At 62.2% G+C, this 17,264-nt stretch carries 20 protein-coding genes; 11 read left to right on the forward strand and 9 right to left on the reverse strand.

The annotated features are described in order from the left end of the window. Positions 1-97 precede the first annotated feature (97 nt). The 5 genes from ACT53S_RS19655 (at position 98) to ACT53S_RS19675 (ending at position 5,443) form a co-directional block, all read left to right on the forward strand. Entirely contained in the window at positions 98-724 is a 627-nt protein-coding gene (locus ACT53S_RS19655) for a DnaJ domain-containing protein (RefSeq protein WP_113379256.1), read from the forward strand. Between the two features lie 60 nt (positions 725-784). Further along, positions 785-1,777, forward strand: coding sequence for a cobaltochelatase subunit CobS (cobS, locus tag ACT53S_RS19660; RefSeq protein WP_113379257.1), 993 nt, complete (start codon positions 785-787; stop codon positions 1,775-1,777). 10 nt (positions 1,778-1,787) lie between these two features. Then, positions 1,788-3,683, forward strand: a complete 1,896-nt coding sequence (cobT, locus tag ACT53S_RS19665; protein ID WP_476068208.1) for a cobaltochelatase subunit CobT — start codon at positions 1,788-1,790, stop codon at positions 3,681-3,683. Between the two features lie 31 nt (positions 3,684-3,714). Then, positions 3,715-4,722, forward strand: coding sequence for an esterase-like activity of phytase family protein (locus ACT53S_RS19670; RefSeq protein WP_476068209.1), 1,008 nt, complete (start codon positions 3,715-3,717; stop codon positions 4,720-4,722). Positions 4,723-4,891: 169 nt separating this feature from the next. Beyond that, on the forward strand, positions 4,892-5,443 hold the full coding sequence (locus ACT53S_RS19675; RefSeq protein ID WP_476068210.1) for a hypothetical protein: 552 nt from the start codon (positions 4,892-4,894) through the stop codon (positions 5,441-5,443). 62 nt (positions 5,444-5,505) lie between these two features. On the opposite strand, the gene ACT53S_RS19680 is transcribed toward ACT53S_RS19675, so the two are convergent. After that, a complete protein-coding gene (locus ACT53S_RS19680) occupies positions 5,506-6,144 on the reverse strand; it encodes a queuosine precursor transporter (RefSeq protein WP_113379260.1) in 639 nt (212 codons plus the stop codon). 155 nt (positions 6,145-6,299) lie between these two features. Beyond that, positions 6,300-6,590 (reverse strand): 50S ribosomal protein L28, encoded by a 291-nt coding sequence (rpmB, locus tag ACT53S_RS19685; RefSeq protein ID WP_113379261.1) that lies wholly within the window; start codon positions 6,588-6,590, stop codon positions 6,300-6,302. A 240-nt stretch (positions 6,591-6,830) separates the two neighbouring features. Between rpmB and ACT53S_RS19690 the strand changes: the two genes are divergently transcribed. Genes ACT53S_RS19690 through ACT53S_RS19700 form a run of 3 tightly spaced genes read left to right on the forward strand, consistent with a single transcriptional unit; the run spans position 6,831 to position 9,166 of the window. Further along, positions 6,831-7,601: a DUF3108 domain-containing protein gene (locus tag ACT53S_RS19690; protein ID WP_476068211.1), complete on the forward strand. Its 771-nt coding sequence runs from the start codon at positions 6,831-6,833 to the stop codon at positions 7,599-7,601. Positions 7,602-7,634: 33 nt separating this feature from the next. Further along, a complete protein-coding gene (yddG, locus tag ACT53S_RS19695; RefSeq protein ID WP_476068212.1) occupies positions 7,635-8,513 on the forward strand; it encodes an aromatic amino acid exporter YddG in 879 nt (292 codons plus the stop codon). 11 nt (positions 8,514-8,524) lie between these two features. Beyond that, entirely contained in the window at positions 8,525-9,166 is a 642-nt protein-coding gene (locus ACT53S_RS19700; protein ID WP_476068213.1) for a lysoplasmalogenase, read from the forward strand. A 7-nt stretch (positions 9,167-9,173) separates the two neighbouring features. On the opposite strand, the gene ACT53S_RS19705 is transcribed toward ACT53S_RS19700, so the two are convergent. Beyond that, a complete protein-coding gene (locus tag ACT53S_RS19705) occupies positions 9,174-9,596 on the reverse strand; it encodes a cupin domain-containing protein (protein WP_476068214.1) in 423 nt (140 codons plus the stop codon). Next, positions 9,596-10,366, reverse strand: coding sequence for a hydroxyacylglutathione hydrolase (gene gloB / locus ACT53S_RS19710; protein ID WP_113379265.1), 771 nt, complete (start codon positions 10,364-10,366; stop codon positions 9,596-9,598). Before gloB ends, ACT53S_RS19705 begins: the two co-directional genes overlap by 1 nt. A 90-nt stretch (positions 10,367-10,456) precedes the next feature. Between gloB and ACT53S_RS19715 the strand changes: the two genes are divergently transcribed. After that, on the forward strand, positions 10,457-11,209 hold the full coding sequence (locus ACT53S_RS19715; RefSeq protein WP_142071518.1) for a class I SAM-dependent methyltransferase: 753 nt from the start codon (positions 10,457-10,459) through the stop codon (positions 11,207-11,209). A 128-nt stretch (positions 11,210-11,337) separates the two neighbouring features. Further along, positions 11,338-12,261 carry a prephenate/arogenate dehydrogenase family protein gene (locus ACT53S_RS19720; protein ID WP_476068215.1) on the forward strand — a complete coding sequence of 308 codons (924 nt, stop codon included), beginning with the start codon at positions 11,338-11,340 and terminating at the stop codon, positions 12,259-12,261. Between the two features lie 18 nt (positions 12,262-12,279). On the opposite strand, the gene ACT53S_RS19725 is transcribed toward ACT53S_RS19720, so the two are convergent. Then, complete coding sequence (locus ACT53S_RS19725; RefSeq protein WP_476068216.1) at positions 12,280-13,293, reverse strand: DUF2125 domain-containing protein; 1,014 nt, start codon at positions 13,291-13,293, stop codon at positions 12,280-12,282. Between the two features lie 47 nt (positions 13,294-13,340). Between ACT53S_RS19725 and ACT53S_RS19730 the strand changes: the two genes are divergently transcribed. Next, positions 13,341-13,874, forward strand: coding sequence for a gamma-glutamylcyclotransferase (locus ACT53S_RS19730; protein WP_476068217.1), 534 nt, complete (start codon positions 13,341-13,343; stop codon positions 13,872-13,874). Positions 13,875-13,901: 27 nt separating this feature from the next. Here ACT53S_RS19730 and ACT53S_RS19735 read toward each other — a convergent pair whose 3' ends face one another. The 4 genes from ACT53S_RS19735 to ftsE form a co-directional block, all read right to left on the reverse strand. Continuing rightward, on the reverse strand, positions 13,902-14,684 hold the full coding sequence (locus tag ACT53S_RS19735; RefSeq protein ID WP_113379270.1) for a lysophospholipid acyltransferase family protein: 783 nt from the start codon (positions 14,682-14,684) through the stop codon (positions 13,902-13,904). Between the two features lie 77 nt (positions 14,685-14,761). Then, positions 14,762-15,487, reverse strand: coding sequence for a YdcF family protein (locus ACT53S_RS19740; protein WP_476068218.1), 726 nt, complete (start codon positions 15,485-15,487; stop codon positions 14,762-14,764). 76 nt (positions 15,488-15,563) lie between these two features. After that, positions 15,564-16,565, reverse strand: coding sequence for a cell division protein FtsX (locus ACT53S_RS19745; protein WP_142071510.1), 1,002 nt, complete (start codon positions 16,563-16,565; stop codon positions 15,564-15,566). Then, positions 16,558-17,217, reverse strand: coding sequence for a cell division ATP-binding protein FtsE (ftsE, locus tag ACT53S_RS19750; RefSeq protein WP_162750627.1), 660 nt, complete (start codon positions 17,215-17,217; stop codon positions 16,558-16,560). The genes ACT53S_RS19745 and ftsE overlap by 8 nt, the downstream gene beginning before the upstream one ends. Between the last annotated feature and the right edge of the window lie 47 nt (positions 17,218-17,264).

The raw sequence follows: 17,264 nt of genomic DNA on the forward strand, positions 1-17,264 counted from the left end.
ACTCCCTGGCACTGCTTCGGATAAAGCCCCACAAAGCGCCCAACATTCCCGTTTGTCAATTCTTGTCGCGCCCCCGGCCGCGCCCCATAATTAGCGCATGAAACTCGACTCGAAATATTTCGATCCGATCCGCACCAAACGTCGGCGCGCGGCGGAGCCGGAACAATCCAATCCAACCTGCCAATGGGACGGCTGCAACAAACCGGGTGCCCATCGCGCGCCCGTGGGTCGGCATGCGGAGGGGCAGTTCTTCATGTTCTGCTTCGAACATGTGAAGGAGTACAACAAGGGCTACAACTATTTCTCCGGCCTGTCCGACAGCGAGATCGCGCGCTACCAGAAGGAGGCGATCACCGGCCATCGCCCGACCTGGACGGTCGGCGTGAACAAGTCCGCAAAGTCGAGCCCGATCCATTCCACCATGCGCTCCGGTTCGGCTGCGTCACAGGCGCGCATCAAGGATCCCTTCGGCTTCGTGCAGCAGGGTCGAGGCGGCACCTCGCGCTATCAGGCGGCGGATCGAAAACTCAAGACACTCGAAGCAAAAGCACTGGATACGCTTGGCCTTACCGTCAGCGCCACACCGACCGATATCAAGACCCGCTACAAGGAGCTTGTAAAAAAACACCATCCCGACGCAAATGGCGGAGACAGGGCTTCTGAAGAGCGTTTTCGCGCTGTCATTGAAGCCTACAAATTGTTAAAGCAGGCCGGTTTCTGTTAATCCGAACACACAAGCAGCGATGACATGCGGCCGGTCGGTGGCGCCCGGCATGGAGAGACGATGAGCAAAATGGATCTTGATATTACCAATCTCCCCGACACCACCGTGTCGGTGCGTGAGGTCTTTGGTATCGACAGCGATATTCGGGTGCCCGCTTATTCCAAGGGCGATGCCTATGTGCCGGACCTCGATCCGGACTATCTTTTCGATCGCGAAACCACGCTCGCCATCCTCGCCGGCTTTGCCCACAATCGTCGCGTCATGGTCTCCGGCTTCCACGGAACCGGCAAATCGACCCATATCGAGCAGGTCGCAGCCCGCCTCAACTGGCCTTGCGTGCGCGTCAACCTCGACAGCCATGTCAGTCGTATCGATCTCGTCGGCAAGGACGCCATCGTCCTGAAGGACGGCAAGCAGATCACCGAATTCAAGGACGGCATCCTGCCCTGGGCCTACCAGCACAATGTCGCGCTCGTCTTCGATGAATACGATGCCGGCCGTCCGGACGTCATGTTCGTCATCCAGCGCGTGCTGGAATCGTCGGGCCGCCTGACGCTTCTCGACCAGAGCCGCGTCATCCGTCCTCACCCCGCCTTCCGCTTGTTCGCCACCGCCAACACGGTCGGCCTCGGCGACACCACGGGCCTCTATCACGGCACCCAGCAGATCAACCAGGCGCAGATGGACCGCTGGTCGATCGTCACCACGCTGAACTACCTGCCGCACGACAAGGAAGTCGACATCGTCTCGGCCAAGGTGAAGAGCTTCGGCGCCACGGCTGAGGGTCGCGACACGGTCTCGCGCATGGTCCGCCTCGCGGATCTAACCCGCGCGGCCTTCATCAACGGCGATCTGTCGACCGTCATGAGCCCGCGTACCGTCATCACCTGGGCGGAAAACGCCGAGATCTTCGGTGATGTCGCCTTCGCTTTCCGCGTCACCTTCCTCAACAAGTGCGACGAACTCGAGCGTACGCTGGTCGCCGAGCAGTATCAGCGCGCCTTCGGCGTGGAACTCAAGGAAAGTGCCGCCAATATCGTGCTGGGCGCATAAGGACTGAAGCATGGCAGTGCGGGGCGATAATTCGAAGGCCAAGGCTGGCGGCGTGGTGGACATGGAGCCGATGCGCCGTGCCATCACCGGCTGCGTGCGCTCGATCGCGGGCGATCCGCAGGTCGAGGTCGCCTTCGCCAACGAGCGTCCCGGCCTTGCCGGCGAGCGCATCCGCCTGCCGGAACTCTCCAAGCGGCCGACCGCGCATGAACTCGCCGTGACCCGTGGTCTCGGCGATTCGATGGCGCTCCGGCTCGCCTGTCACGACCAGAAGGTCCACGCAACCATGGCGCCGCAGGGTGCCGATGCGCGTGCGATCTTCGATGCTGTTGAACAGGCACGCGTCGAATCGCTCGGTTCCCTGCGGATGCCGGGCGTGGCCTCCAACATCCAGTCGATGAACAGCGAGAAATATGCGAAAGCCAATTTCTCGACCATCAGCCGTCAGGAAGATGCCCCGATCGGCGAAGCCGTCGCCATGCTGGTGCGCGAAAAGCTCACCGGCCAGAAGGCACCGGAAACCGCCGGAAAGGTGCTCGATCTCTGGCGCCCCTTCATCGAGGACAAGGCCGGTGCTGACCTCGACAATCTTGCCTCGGTCATCGAGGACCAGCAGGCCTTTTCCCGCGTGATCCGCCACATGCTCTCGTCCATGGAGATGGCCGAGGACATGGGCGACGAGGAAGAACAGGGCGAAGACGACCAGTCGACGGACGAGGAGCAGCCGCGCAGCGGCGAACAGGATCAGGAAACCTCGGAAGAGGAAGCCGGTCAGGAATCCGCTCCCGCCGAAGAAAGCGAAGCGTCGCAGGAACAGCTCGACGACGGCGAGATGGATGGAGCCGAGATCTCCGAGGAGGAGATGTCGGACGAGGGCGACGACGACAGTGAGACGCCCGGTGAAATGCGCCGTCCGGCCACGCCCTTCGACGATTTCAACGAGAAGGTCGACTACAAGATCTTCACCCAGGAATTCGACGAGGAAATCACCGCGGAAGAGCTTTGCGACGAGGCTGAGCTCGACCGGCTGCGTGCATTCCTCGACAAGCAGCTCGCCCATCTGCAGGGGGCCGTCGGCCGCCTTGCAAACCGTCTGCAGCGCCGCCTGATGGCCCAGCAGAACCGCTCCTGGGACTTCGACCTGGAAGAGGGCTATCTCGATCCGGCCCGTCTGACCCGCCTGATCATCGATCCTATGCAGCCGCTCTCCTTCAAGAAGGAGAAGGACACCAAGTTCCGCGATACGGTCGTGACACTGGTCATCGACAATTCCGGCTCGATGCGCGGTCGCCCGATCACGGTCGCCGCCTCCTGCGCCGATATTCTCGCGCGCACGCTGGAACGCTGCGGCGTCAAGGTCGAAATCCTCGGCTTCACCACAAAGGCCTGGAAGGGCGGGCAGTCCAGAGAGAAGTGGCTCGCGGGTGGAAAGGCGCCGACACCCGGTCGTCTCAACGATCTGCGCCACATCATCTACAAATCCGCCGATGCGCCGTGGCGCCGTGCGCGCCGCAATCTCGGCCTGATGATGCGCGAGGGCCTGCTCAAGGAAAACATCGACGGCGAAGCGCTGATGTGGGCGCATAACCGCCTGATCGGTCGCCGCGAACAGCGCAAGATCCTGATGATGATCTCGGATGGTGCACCGGTCGACGATTCGACGCTGTCGGTGAACCCCGGCAATTATCTCGAACGGCATCTGCGCGCCGTTATCGAGCAGATCGAGACGAAGTCGCCGGTCGAACTTCTCGCCATCGGTATCGGCCACGACGTCACACGCTACTATCGCCGCGCCGTTACCATCGTCGACGCCGACGAACTGGCGGGCGCGATGACCGAGCAGCTTGCCTCGCTGTTTGAGGACAAGGCGACGGGCGGTTCGGGGCGGGCGCGTCTGCGTGCCTGAGCGCGGCTGGTTTCGTTACTTCGGGACTCGAGTGACGGTCGGCGCTTGTCTGGCTCTGTTGTCCGCCTGCACGGCGCCGGCGGATATACCCGCTGGCGAGACCCTTGGAATTTCGGTTGAAAGCAGCCTCATTTCCTCCATAGACGGCATGTCGGCGACGCTGGGTGGTGCGCCGCAGTTCGCCCCTGGGCTCACCTTCCTCGGCGGCATCGAACTGTCCTCGCCGGAGCCGTTGTTCGGTGCCTTTTCCTCGATCCGCTTTCGTGACCGCGAACATTTTGTCGGCGTCTTCGACACGGGCTATTTCATCGAGGGCCGCATCACCCGCGACACGTCGGGCCACCTTTCTGGCGTCGACGAGGTCAGGCTCGCTCCGTTGCTTGACGAGCAAGGGCAAATCAGCCCTTTCAAATACATGGTGGATGCCGAAAGCCTCGCGCTCGACGGTGACCGCGCCTATGTCGGCTTCGAGCAACGCCATCGCGTCGTCGCCTATGCGCCCTTGTCCGATCTCGGCCATGCAAGGGCCTCGGCCCCTCTGGCGCTGCCCTTCGATATCGGTCGGCTCAGCAGCAATGGTGGTATAGAGGCACTGGTTCTCTCCCCGGAGCAAAGCCCGCTTGGCGGGGCACTTCTGGCGCTTTCGGAAAAAAGCGTCGATGAGAACGGCAACAATTACGCCGGCATACTCTCGGGCCCGCTCCAGGGCGAGTTCCGGGTGAAGCCGCATGACGGCTTTGAGATCACCGACGGCGCCTTCTTGCCCAATGGCGACCTGCTGCTGCTGGAGCGGCGGTTCTCAATCGCATCCGGCGTCGGCATGCGCCTGAGGCGCATCGATGGCGCCGCCATCCGTCCGGGTGCCGTGGTCGACGGCCAAATCCTCTTCGAGGCCGACAACCGCTCGCAGATCGACAACATGGAAGGCATGGATGCGATCGTGGCCGAGGATGGATCTGTGCACCTGATCGTCGTTTCCGACGACAACCACTCGATCCTGCAGCGCACGCTGATGCTGGAATTCCGCCTCGCTCTTTAATTCCAGATGTCGATGACCGGTACCCATAGGTGCCTGCCGCCGGCACTTTCGGCGGGTTGCTGCGGAAAGGGCGTGTTAACGTCGTCCTGTGGCAGTGGGGGCTGTCCCCTTGTTTCGAGGGGCGAACTTCAGAATACTTGTCTCCGTCGCCTCCAGCAGCGAGACAGTCTTGCGAGACAAGGATATCGTCGTCAGCCAGTCGATCCCTGCTTTGCTCAGGGTGGTCTTTGCTGTCTTGGCTGTCGGGTTTGCCACTCTGCTTCTCGTCGAGCTTGGGCCGGCGCTCTGGCCGATTTCCATCGTCACCCCGTTCTTTGCCGTCATCGCTTTCGGCGGGCTTTTTGTCCTCGGTTCGCTGCTGTTTGCTGCTGTGATCGGCGCTGCGGAGATCTGGCGCATCCGTCCCGGTGAGGTCGAAATCGAGTACCGGCTTCTTGCCACCCGACAGACCTTTACCCTTCAACCCGCGCGCAGCGACTGTACCATTGTCGAGCTCACATGGACGGAGTCCGAGCCGAGCTATCATATTCGCATCCGGGCGAGGCCGCCGGCTCTGCGGTCTCAAGGTGGCGCTCTCGCGGCGCTCGGCGGCTGGTTTCTGTCGCGCGGTCGGGAGAAGCAGGGCGACAACCTGCAGTCTCCAGGTTTCTCCTCGCAACGCGTCGCGGAGCACGCCTTGTCTGTCCTTTGTGGCGGGCCCGGATCTCCAGCGGGTCCATGAAAAAAGGCGGGTTCAAGCCCGACTTTTTCCTTCAGTCTCTGATTGTTCTGAATAGGCCATTATCAGGCCGGGCGCTGTGCGGTCGGCATGGGCCGCAGCACGCTCATCAGCGCGCCATAGGGCAGCAGCATGACCACGCCAATCAGCATCTTCACGCTGAAATCGGCGATCGCCCAGGAGATCCAGCGCGGCGCTTCCGCGCTCATCACACCGAGGATGGGGGCAGCCGCAATGGCGAAGTCGTCATTTGGGCCGATGAAGCCGAAAATCGGTGCAAAGGACAGCGAGAAGAAGATCACGGTGTCGAGAACCGAGCCGAGGACCGAACCCATGAGCGGTGCCTTCCACCAGGCCAAACGGCGCAGGCGGTTGAAGACCGAGATGTCGAGCAACTGACCGACCAGGAAGGCCGAACCGGAAGCAACCGCAATGCGCGGGGTCGCCAGCAGGATGGAGAGAACCACGCCGGCGATGAAGCCGACAAACACCACCTTGCGGGCAGCCGTCGGGCCGAACTGACGGTTGGTCAGATCCGTGACGAGAAAGGCAACCGGATAGGTGAAGGCGCCGAAGGTCAGAAGATCGGCGAGATTGATGCCGGCGAGCGTTCCCTGCAGGGGAAATTGCACGAGAAAGTTCGAGGCGACGACGACGGCCGTCATGAGCAGGCTGTAGGCAAGGAAATAGCGTGCGTTCAGCATTTTTTTATCCTGGGTGATGCCACCAGTTGGAGGGACAATACTGTTTGGTCGTGAGGCGCATGCGGCCGGTCGTTTAGCCGGTGCGCGCTCCCAAACGAAAAGGCTTGCCCGGATGCCCGGCCAAGCCTTGCTCGTTCATTTCCGATAAGCTGCTATTACGCGGCTTCGGCGGTCTTCTTGGCGATCTGGCGACGCAGCAGACGGGCGCGCATGCTCAGTTCGTTTTCCGAAGCCTTGAGAAGGAAGGCGTCGAGGCCACCGCGATGCTCGACCGAGCGCAGGGCTGCAGCCGAAACGCGCAGACGGAAACGCTGGTTCAGAGCGTCCGAGATCAGCGTGACGTCGCACAGGTTCGGCAGGAACCGGCGCTTGGTCTTGTTGTTCGCGTGGCTTACATTGTTGCCCGACTGGACGCCCTTGCCGGTCAATTCGCAACTGCGGGACATGGTACACCTATTGTTTTTCTAGGCCGTCGCATCGCCACCGGGCACATGCCGGTGAGGCAATCCAACAGCGTCTGATTGGAAAGTTGCGGTTCTATAGTCAGTGAGAACCGGCCCGTCAAGCCAAACCTTGGATTTTCCGGACTGTCGGGCCGTCTTACGTTATTTTGTTGCCATAGTCCAACGGCATGAACGAAGTCTGATCAATGCCGGGTCCTCCGGCCTTTCCCCGACATGGAGATGATGCCCTTGCGCCGAACCGGTCTCGTCCTCGCCTCGCTTCTTCTCCTGTCGCTCCCCGTAAAAGCGGCGGATTATCGCTACGACACGGCCTATAGCGTTTCGCTCGGCATTCTCCCGATCGCAAGGCTCACCTTTCACACGGAGGTAACCAGCGGCCGCTACCAGATCTCGGGGCGGTTCCGCTCTTCGGGCCTGGTCGACATCGTCCGCGAGATCTCCGCCGACAGCAGCGTCTCCGGCGTCTTTACCGGTGACAGGCTGCAGCCCGAGCTCTACCGGCTCGATTATACGAGCGGCAAGAAAAAGAGCCGGTACACCATCACCTATGACAAGGGCAGCGCTGTAGACACCAAGGTGGAGCCGCCGCCGAAGTCGCGGCCCAAGTCCTGGGTGCCCGTGACCGGTGCCGATCTGAAATCCGTGCTCGATCCGATCGGAGCACTGCTGATCCCTGACAATACCGATGTCTGCTCACACAGGCTGCCGATCTATGACGGCGAGAGCCGCATGGATCTCGTGCTTTCGCCGAGCGGCAAGGCTCCGTTCACCGCCGGCAAGGCGCGCGGTGAGGCGGTCGTCTGTTCCGTGCGCTATGTGCCGGTGTCGGGTTACAAGAAGGGGCGAAAGGACATCGAATACCTGAAGTCGGTCGAAGGTATGGAGATCTGGTTTGCCAAGACGGCGACGCTGAAGCTATATGCTCCCGTCTACGCCAAGATCCCGACCCGTTACGGAACGGTGCATGTCTCGGCCGAGGCGTTCGACGGATAAAGAGGGGGCAAACCCCCGCATTGGGGGATGCTGATGAAGACCAGGGCGACACTGATCGGTTTTACCGCGATCCTGATGTGGTCTTTCCTGGCGCTGATGACCGCGGCCTCCGGCACCATGCCGCCTTTCCAGCTTTCGGCCATAACCTTCGCCATCGGCAGCCTGCCCGGTATCGCCCTTTTCATCGCGCGGCCTGAGCGCCTGAAAGAGTTGCGCCAGCCGCCAAAGGTCTGGCTGGCCGGTGTTGGTGGGCTGTTCGGCTATCATTTCCTTTATTTCACGGCGCTCAGAAACGCGCCGGCCGTCGAGGCGGGCCTCATCGCCTATCTCTGGCCGCTGCTGATCGTCGTCGGGTCGGCGCTTTTGCCGGGTGAAAAGCTCGGCTGGCACCATATCGTCGGTGCCTTTTCCGGTCTGGCGGGCACGGTGCTGATTGTCGCCAAGAACGGTCTCGCCTTTGACCCAGCCTACAGTCTCGGTTATGCCGCCGCCTTCCTGTGCGCCTTCACCTGGGCAGCCTATTCTCTCATCAGCCGCAAGTTCGAGGCCGTCTCGACCGATGTGGTCACCGGGTTTTGCCTGGCGACGTCGATCCTCTCGCTCATCTGCCATCTGGGCCTGGAGACTACCGTCTGGCCCGACACCGTTCAGCAATGGGTGGCAGTGGTCGGGCTCGGTCTCCTGCCGGTCGGGCTTGCCTTTTACGTCTGGGACTATGGTGTCAAGAATGGTGACATCCAGATCCTCGGCGCGTCGAGCTATGCCGCGCCGCTGCTCTCCACGCTGATCCTGATTATTTTTGGGTTTGGTGATATTAGCGCCAGAATTGGCCTGGCCTGCGTGCTGATCACAGGTGGCGCCGTGCTCGCGGCCAAGGATATGGTGCTCCGCAAGAAGGACGTGGTCAGCTAAGCGGAGGCGCGATGGACAGTGCGGCCGGCATTCTTGCGCTTTCGGTCGCACTCGGCACCAGCTATCTCTGGATCCTGCCGCGTGAGAAGACGATCGCGCGCGCCGTCTGGAAGACACTGCCGGTTCTCCTGCTGTCGGTGTATGCGTTTGTCGACGGTGCCCACCCGCTGCTTGTCCTTGCTCTCTTCTTCGGCGCGCTCGGCGACCTCTCGCTGGCTTTCGAAGGTGACCCGGCCTTCATCGGGGGCGTCGCCGGCTTCCTTGCCTCGCATCTCGCCTATCTCGGGCTGCTTGTGGGTGTCACGGATCTCACTCTGCCGTTCTCCCAGCCATGGCGCCTGGGTTGCGGTCTGATCGTTGCCGGGATCACCGTCGGCGTGCTCGTGCGGATCTGGCGACCGGCCGGCATCATGGCCTGGCCAATCGCGCTTTACGTGCTGGTTTTCATGGTGCTGGTCTGGTTGACGCTCGGGCTTCACAATCCCCTCGTCTTCGTCGGGGCAGCACTCTTCATCTTTTCAGATATCATTCTGACCATCCGCAAATATTGGACGGGTCCTGGCCATCCGATTGATGGGGCTGCCGCTTACGTCGTCTGGGTGAGCTATTACAGCGCCCAACTGATCCTGACGCTCACCCTGATACGCGTCTGACGCGGGGTCAGCGGCCGGGTGTCCAGCCGGGTGGGGCCATCTCGAAGACGGCGAAATCGAAGCCGGGCGCCACCGTGCACCCGACCAGCGTGTAGTCGCCGAGGCTCTCGGCCGATTGCCATTCATCCGCCTCGATGATCGCCTGAGGCCGTTCGCCGGAGAGGACGTCGGGACCGAGCCGGACGGTCTGCTGCGTCACGCCGTCCTTCGAGCGGTGCAGCGCCAGCGGTGCTCCTGCGTAATGGTGCCAGGCTTCGGACGCGTCTTTCACCCTGTGCCAGTGAGAGCGCTCGCCGGCTTCCAGCAGGTAGTAGATCGCCGTCGAATGACCGCGCTCCCCTCCGTTGGCATCCCGAAAGGTCTCGACATACCAGCCTCCTTCGGGATGACGCTGCATGCCGAGGGTTTCGATGATGTCCTTGGCCTGCATCAGAAATTGTCCTTGCGCTTGCGGATTTCGGCAAAGACCTCGTCATTGGCGGCCGTCTCCATGCCAAGCGTCTTGCGGATGTCGGGGTCGCCGGCGCGCAGGAAGGGGTTGGTTTCCTTCTCCAGGCCGATCGTCGTCGGGATGGTGAAATCGCCGCGCTTTCGCTGTGCTTCGATCACCTCGACGCGCGTCTTCAGCCGCGTGTTCTGCGGGTCGATGGTCAGGGCGAAGCGCGCGTTGGAGAGGGTGTATTCATGGCCAAAATAGACGATCGTCTCGTCGGGAAGCTCGGCGAGCTTCTGCAGCGAATGCCACATGTCCATGGCGGAGCGTTCGAAGAGCCGGCCGCAGCCCAGCGCAAACAGCGTGTCGGCGGCAAAGAGCAGCATGTCTTCCGGCATGTAGTAGCAGACATGGCCCGCCGTGTGCCCCGGCGTCTCGATGACGCGCACGGGATGGGTCCCGAACATGAACTCGTCACCGTCGGCAACGGTGCGATCGATGCCCGGTATCGCCACTGCCTCGTTTACCGGGCCGATGATCTCGCAGCCATAGGCTTCCTTCAGCGCGAGGTTCGCTTCCACATGGTCGCCATGATGGTGGGTGGTGAAGATATGGGTGATGGTCCAGCCGCGCCTTTCAGCCGCTGCCTGGATCGGCGCGAGTTCTGGCGCATCGATGCAGGCCGTCAGCCCGGATTCTGGGCAATGGAGGAGTACGCCGAAGTTGTCACTTCGGCATAGAAAGACCTCGATCTGTAGCGATTTCATTGTCGACCCACTTTTTATGTCCCACCTCGTTATGGCGAATGTAGCTTCTCGCGGCTTGAAGTCCAAGGATGGGCTGCTAACAATAAGTTCATGCATGTCGATATCGTCGATCTGAGGCAGTTCTATTACACCATGCTCGGTCGTGTGGCGGAGCAATCGATCGCGATGGCGCTGTCGTCCGTCTGGGCGCGTCTGCCGCAGGAGCGCCTCGTCGGTCTGGGCTACTGCATTCCCTTTCTCGAGCGCTTCCGCGCCGAGACGGAACGCACGATGGCCTTCATGCCGGCGGGGCAGGGCGCGGTGAACTGGCCTGTGGGCGAGCCCTCCGCCACCGCGCTCGTCTTTGAAGAAGAGCTTCCCCTGCCGGACAGTTCCGTCGATCGGGTGCTGATGGTGCATTCGTTGGAGTTCGCCGAGAACCCGCGCGAGAGCTTGAAGGAAATCTGGCGGGTGCTGGCGCCCGGCGGCCGACTCGTGATCGTCGTGCCGAACCGGCGCGGGGTGTGGGCGCGCATGGAGCATACGCCCTTCGGGTCCGGTCGCCCCTATTCGCGCGGCCAGCTGACGGCGCTGCTGCGAGAAACCAATTTCACGCCCGGCGCATCCGCCGAGGCGCTGTTCTTTCCACCTTCGAAGATCCGCGCGATCCTGAGGCTCCGGCGCGGCTTCGAGCGCGTCGGCCGAATCCTGTGGCCCGCCTTTTCGGGCGTGATCGTTGTCGAGGCGCAGAAGCGTCTCTATCAGGGCCTGCCGGTCGCTTCCCGCGCCTCCCGTCGCGTCTTTGCGCCGGTGCTCGCGCCTCAGGGCATTCCCACCACGCGAAGCCTGCCGCGCCAGCCCTGAGGGGTCGCCGCCTGGCCAAGGCGCGGCGCGAGCCCGCCTCGACAAACGGGTATTTCCACTTTATTCCCAAGGCTATGAAGGGCCTGGAGCTTCCCCGTCCTCAATCGTAGCTACTATGGATACCGCAGATGTCTGAAATCCTGTTCGACCGCATTGCCCTGATCGGCATCGGCCTGATCGGCTCGTCAATCGCCCGCGACATCAAGAAGCTCGGGCTGGCGCGTCAGGTCGTCATCTCCACGCGCAGCGCCGAGACGCTGAAGCGTGCGGAAGAACTGGAACTCGGCACGGCCTACACGACCTCGGCGGCAGAGGCGGTGGAGAACGCGGATCTCGTCATCGTCTCCGTCCCGGTCGGTGCGTCGGAAGCCGTGGCGCGGCAGATCGCGCCGCATTTGAAGGCGGGCGCCATCGTCACCGATGTCGGTTCCACCAAGGCCTCCGTCATCGCGCAGATGGCGCCGCATATGCCGGAAAATGTGCATTTCATTCCGGGCCATCCGCTGGCGGGAACCGAAAAGTCGGGTCCGGACGCGGGCTTCTCCGGCCTCTTCAAGGGGCGTTGGTGCATCTTCACGCCGCTGCCGGACACGGACCGTGCCGCGCTTGACCGGCTCAGCGCCTTCTGGAAGGCGCTCGGCTCGATGATCGACGAGATGGACCCGCAGCATCATGACAAGGTTCTGGCCATCGTCTCGCATCTGCCGCACATCATCGCCTACAACATCGTCGGCACGGCGGACGATCTGGAAACGGTGACGGAATCGGAAGTGATCAAGTATTCGGCCTCGGGTTTCCGCGACTTTACCCGTCTTGCCGCCTCCGACCCCACCATGTGGCGGGATGTCTGCCTGCACAACAAGGACGCGATCCTGGAGATGCTGGCCCGGTTCTCGGAGGATCTCGCCTATCTGCAGCGGGCGATCCGCTGGGGTGAGGGCGACAAGCTGTTCGAGCTGTTTTCCCGCACCCGCACCATCCGCCGCTCCATCGTCCAGGCCGGACAGGATGTCGACGTCCCCGATTTCGGCCGCCACGCCCTCGACAAGTAAGGCTCCCGGCGCCGCCGTTCAGAGCGGCGGGAGCTGGCCAAGCGGGATGAAGCCGAGCGAGGCGACGCCGTTCTGGATGGTGATATCGGCCGAGCCGTCGTCGCGGCCAAGCGTCAGGACCCTTAGCACCTTGGCGATATCGTCGAAGGTTTCGCGCTTGTCCGGATAGGCTGTCTTGAGCGTATCCCGCCAGGCGCGGATCTTCTCGATCTCCACGCGGATCGACCCGGAAATCAGGCCGTCGTCACCGATGGAAAACGGCCCGCTCAACGTCAGAACGCGTCCTTCTCCGGCATCGACCACCATGCGGCGCAGCTCTCCCTTGGTGCCATAGAGCTGCTGGCGATGCGCCAGGCGCGGATCGAGCAATCCGCCACGATCGGTAAAGGTTGCATCGAGGCTTGCAGAGACCGGCGGCAGCGCAATCGCCGCGCCATCGACTTTAACCACCGTATCGTTGATCAGCGCGGCATAGTCGAGATTGCCTTCGTTCTGGCGCACATGCGTTTCGAGATGCGGTGTCGCCACCTCGACCTGCAGGCCCGTCACCGTCGAGGTGATCTGGGTCTTCAGATCGGTCCATTCCATCGAACTGCGCTGCAAGCCCGAAAAGCCTGCGCGGAAGCTCGCGCGTAGGTCGGCCCACTCCATCGTCGAATTGAAGCCGAGAGCAGAGCGGACCTCCGCCGGCCCGTCCATTTCCCAGACCACATGGCCCGGATTGTAGACCTGGGCTGCCGCCCGGACCGGACCTGACGATGCCGAAATGCCCTGGAAATTATCGTCGAACGACAGGCGGTCGCAATTCAGCCGGAAGCGGAAGGGGTAGCCGCCGATCGTGGCATTCTCGCAGTTGGCCGAAATACCGGCCGGATTTCCGCCCGAAAAGAAGCCTGTGATGCGGTTTCGCAGAAATTCGGCGGCAAAATGCCAGGCCACGCTATAGACAGCGATGAAGAGGACGATCAAAAGGCCGAGCAGGAGCACTTTGCGACTGGTCGGGCTTTGTGGCGCTGTCGACGGCACGGCCATGGAAGTTTCCTCGCTGCGATTTTCTCATTCTTGGATTGGCCTGCGATATGGACGAATTTTGGGTCTTTGGCTACGGCTCGCTCATGTGGAATCCCGGCTTTCCCTATGAGGAGAGACTGACGGCCCGGCTCGGCGGGTATCGCCGTTCGCTGTGTGTGCGCTCCTATGTGCATCGGGGAACCGAAGAGCGTCCGGGCCTGGTGCTCGGTCTTGATCGTGGCGGTTCCTGCAAGGGGGTCGCCTTCCGCGTTGCAGCGCAAAGCTGGCCGGATACCCTTGCCTATCTCAGGGAGCGGGAACTGGTGACCAGCGTCTATCTCGAACGCTTCGTGCGGTTGACGCTCTCGGACGGGCGACAGGTGCGGGGGCTGACCTATGTGATCGACAGGGCCCATGCGCAGTATGCCGGCGCGGTCACGATCGACGAAGCCGCCCGGATCGTCCACAGCGCCGTCGGCCGTTCGGGGGGCAATCCGGATTATGTGGCCAATACAGTCGCGCATCTGCGTGAGCTGGGTATCCGCGACCATTGGCTCGAAAGCGTGGTCAGCGCCATGGCGGTCCTCGAAGGGGGCGATTGACCGTGCCTTTCGCCGCAGGGCGCCGTCTTAGGCCGCCCCAAGTTGCTTCAGCCGCTCAACTGCCGTCGGCGGCAACGGCAGCTCCGGATTGTCCCGTGCCGTCTTGATCAGAAGTTCGTCGCTCGCCTGCTCGAGGTCGTGCAACAGCTTGTCGTGAAAGGCATCCGGATCCATCCCTGGCTGGATCGGCGGCAGGATGCGCACGACGAAATGGCCTGGGAAGCGCAGGAACTTGCGGCGCGGCCAGAACAGACCGGGATGCATGGCAACGGGAACCACGGGAACGTTCAGGTCACGGTAGAGCCGTGCGATGCCGTATTTGTATTCGGGGGCAGCGCCCGGCGGCCGTCGCGTGCCTTCCGGATAGATGATCAGTTGTCGACCGGTCGCCATTTCCATCTTTGTTCGCTCGATCACCTGGGCCATGACCTTGCCCTTGGCGCCGCGGTTGACGGGGATCATGCGTTGCTTGGCGATGTACCAGCCGAAGATCGGGATCCAGGTGAGTTCGCGCTTCAGGATATAGACCGGATCATCCAGCCAGGGCAGCAGCGCATAGGTGTCCCAGAAGGACTGGTGTTTCGGCGCCAGGATGTAGCCGCCCTTCGGGATATTCTCCAAACCTTCGACCGTAAAGGTCGTACCAACGATCGTCTTCATCAGCCAGTGGCAGGATTTCGCCCAGTTTTTCGGCACGAAATAGGCGCGCTTGCGCGGCAGAAGAAAATAGATCGGCGACAGGAAGATCATCCGCAGGATGAGGTTTGCGTAGAAGGCGGTGTTGAACAGGATGGAACGCAGGGCAATCATGAAGGGGCTCTCTCGACGTGCAGGTCGTGCTTAGACGAAAAGCGTCGCCAGCAAAAGCGCCAGGGCGTGAAGAGATGTCAGGAGCTGCGGCCAGATTCGGTGATTTCGCCGTCCGGACGCAGGCCCTGGTTGCGGCTCCAGCCGGTCATGCCCCTGACATAGGCGATGATCGTCTTGCCATATTCGAACAGCATAGTGCGCATGGCATCAGGTTCGCTGTACCAGGCGCGGGTTTTCAGGTCTGAGGCAACAACCGGATAGCCGACGAATTCCGTGCCCGGATCGCTGCGCCGCAGCTCCATCAAGCTGCGGGAAAGGTGATAATTGCTGGTGACGACCAGCACGGAGCGATAGCCCTTGTCCCTTATCCAGGACGCCGTTTCATTGGCATTGCCGATGGTGTCGATGGCCGAATAGCCGATGTCGACGCAGCATTCGAAAACCTCCGGGGAGGTTCGGGTCGCCCGGCGGATCTGCCCTGCCGTGGTTCGCGGATTGACCCCCGAAATTAGCAGGCGTTTGCCATAGCCGCGTTTCAACAGGTCGATCGCCTGCTCGATGCGCTGATAACCGCCGGTCAGCACGACGATTGCATCGGCCTTGGCCACCTCTGGCGGGCGCATATTGGTCACCTGATCGGCAAAGACCAGGAAGCCGGCGACAATCATGGCGATCATCAAAAGAATCAGGATGCCGCCATAACGGAGAACCCGGCGGATGATGCCACTGCGCGCGAAGATGCCGGCGTTCGGCCCGGGGGCCGCGCCGTTGCGCAATGGCTCGTTCTGCGTCATCCGGTCCATGGTCCTCATCCGAGAATCGTCGGCATTTCCCACACGGAACAGGCGGCTTTAAGGCGAGTCAACACGTGAGATGTCATCAGTCATCCAGCAAGCCGTCGGTGCGGGCCGGGTCCGAACGGATGAGATCGATCTCGTAGATCGTGCGCATCACGGTGATCCGCGCGGTAATCGTCGTCAACAGAGCAATCACGATCATCGTGGCGAAGATGCCCAGGTAACCCGTCCAGCCGATGGTGAAAGTGCCGAAGAGGGCCGTCGCCTGGTCACTTTCCGGGGTTGCCAGCGACCGGCTCTGCCAGAAGCTCGCCAGAGCGAACAGGCTCGCTGCCAAGACGCCGCCGGCTGCGGCGCCCTTCAGGCTGATCTTGAGGAAATGTTTCTGGAATTCCTGTGCCACGAAGCTGCCCTCGGCGCCGACGAAATGCAGCACTTCGATGATGTGGCGATTGCCCGACAACGCGCCGCGCGTGGCAAAGACGACGGTGAGGATCATGGCGGTGAAGACGAGGATCAGGACTCCGGCCCCGATCAGCACCGTTGTGCGCGCCATCTGCACCAGACGGTCGACCCAGGTGCGGTGGTCGTCGAGGAATGCCTGGGGGACTTCTTCCTTCAGAAGCGCCCGCATGGCTTCGAAATCCGGCGGGTTGGTCTCGTCGATCGTGACCACGATCAGACGGGGTACCGGCAGGTCCTCAAGGTTCAGCCCCGTGCCCAGCCAGGGTTCCAGCAGGCGCGCCGTGGCGCTGTCATCCATGATCTGGCCGTCGCGGGTGCCAACGAAAGTCAGTGCGAGATCGCGCGCCTTGACCAGAGCCGCGCCCATGTCCAGTCCGTCCTCCGGTTTGATCTGGATGGTGATCTCGCGGGAGATCTGGCTTTGCCAGCTGGTCGCGGTGGCGCGGACCATGGAGACGGCACCCAGTGTCAGGCAGGCGAGAAAGGCCATGATGGCGATCACCACCATCAGCGCATTGCCCTGGATGTTCGAGGGCGGCAGGATCGGCGCGGTCGGCCTGACCGTCATCTCGACACGGCGTTTGGGCTGCTTGGGCTCGGGCTTCGTCCGGTCATTCATAGATGTCGAGCCGCCCGTCGGTGAGGATCATGCGCCGCGCATCGACCTGGTCCATCAGGGCCAGGTCATGGGTCGCGATGATGACGGCGGTTCCCAGCCGATTGAGTTCGAGGAACAAGCTGAGCAGGCGTCTGGCCATCGGCGGATCGACATTGCCCGTCGGCTCGTCGGCGAGCAGGATTTCCGGCCGGTCGATCAGGGCACGGGCAATCGCCACGCGCTGCTTTTCCCCACCCGACAGGACGGGCGGCAGCACATTGATGCGCTCGCCGAGGCCAACCCATTTCAGCAGTTCGATCACATCCTGCCTGTAGCTCAGTTCCTCCTTGCCGCGCACGCGAAGCGGCAGCGCCACGTTCTCGTAGGTGGTCAAGTGGTCCAGCAGGCGAAAATCCTGAAAGACGATACCGACGCGGCGACGCAGCATCGGAAGCTCGGTGCGCGGGATGCGGGTGATGTCGCGGCCGAAGCTGCGGATGAGGCCTCGTGTCGGCTGCAGCGACATGAAGAGCAGACGCAGCAGCGTCGTCTTTCCAGCGCCCGACGGTCCGGTGAGGAACTGAAACGAGCCTTTCGGCACGTCGAAGGTGAGGTCGCGGAGGATCTCCGGTCCCATCCCATAGCGAAGGCCGACATTTTCGAAATGGATCAACGGCTGGGCCCAGTCTGACGTGTCCGAGGTCTGGGGCTCGTAAACGG

The sequence above is a fragment of the Allorhizobium sp. DMC15 genome, assembly GCF_056314065.1.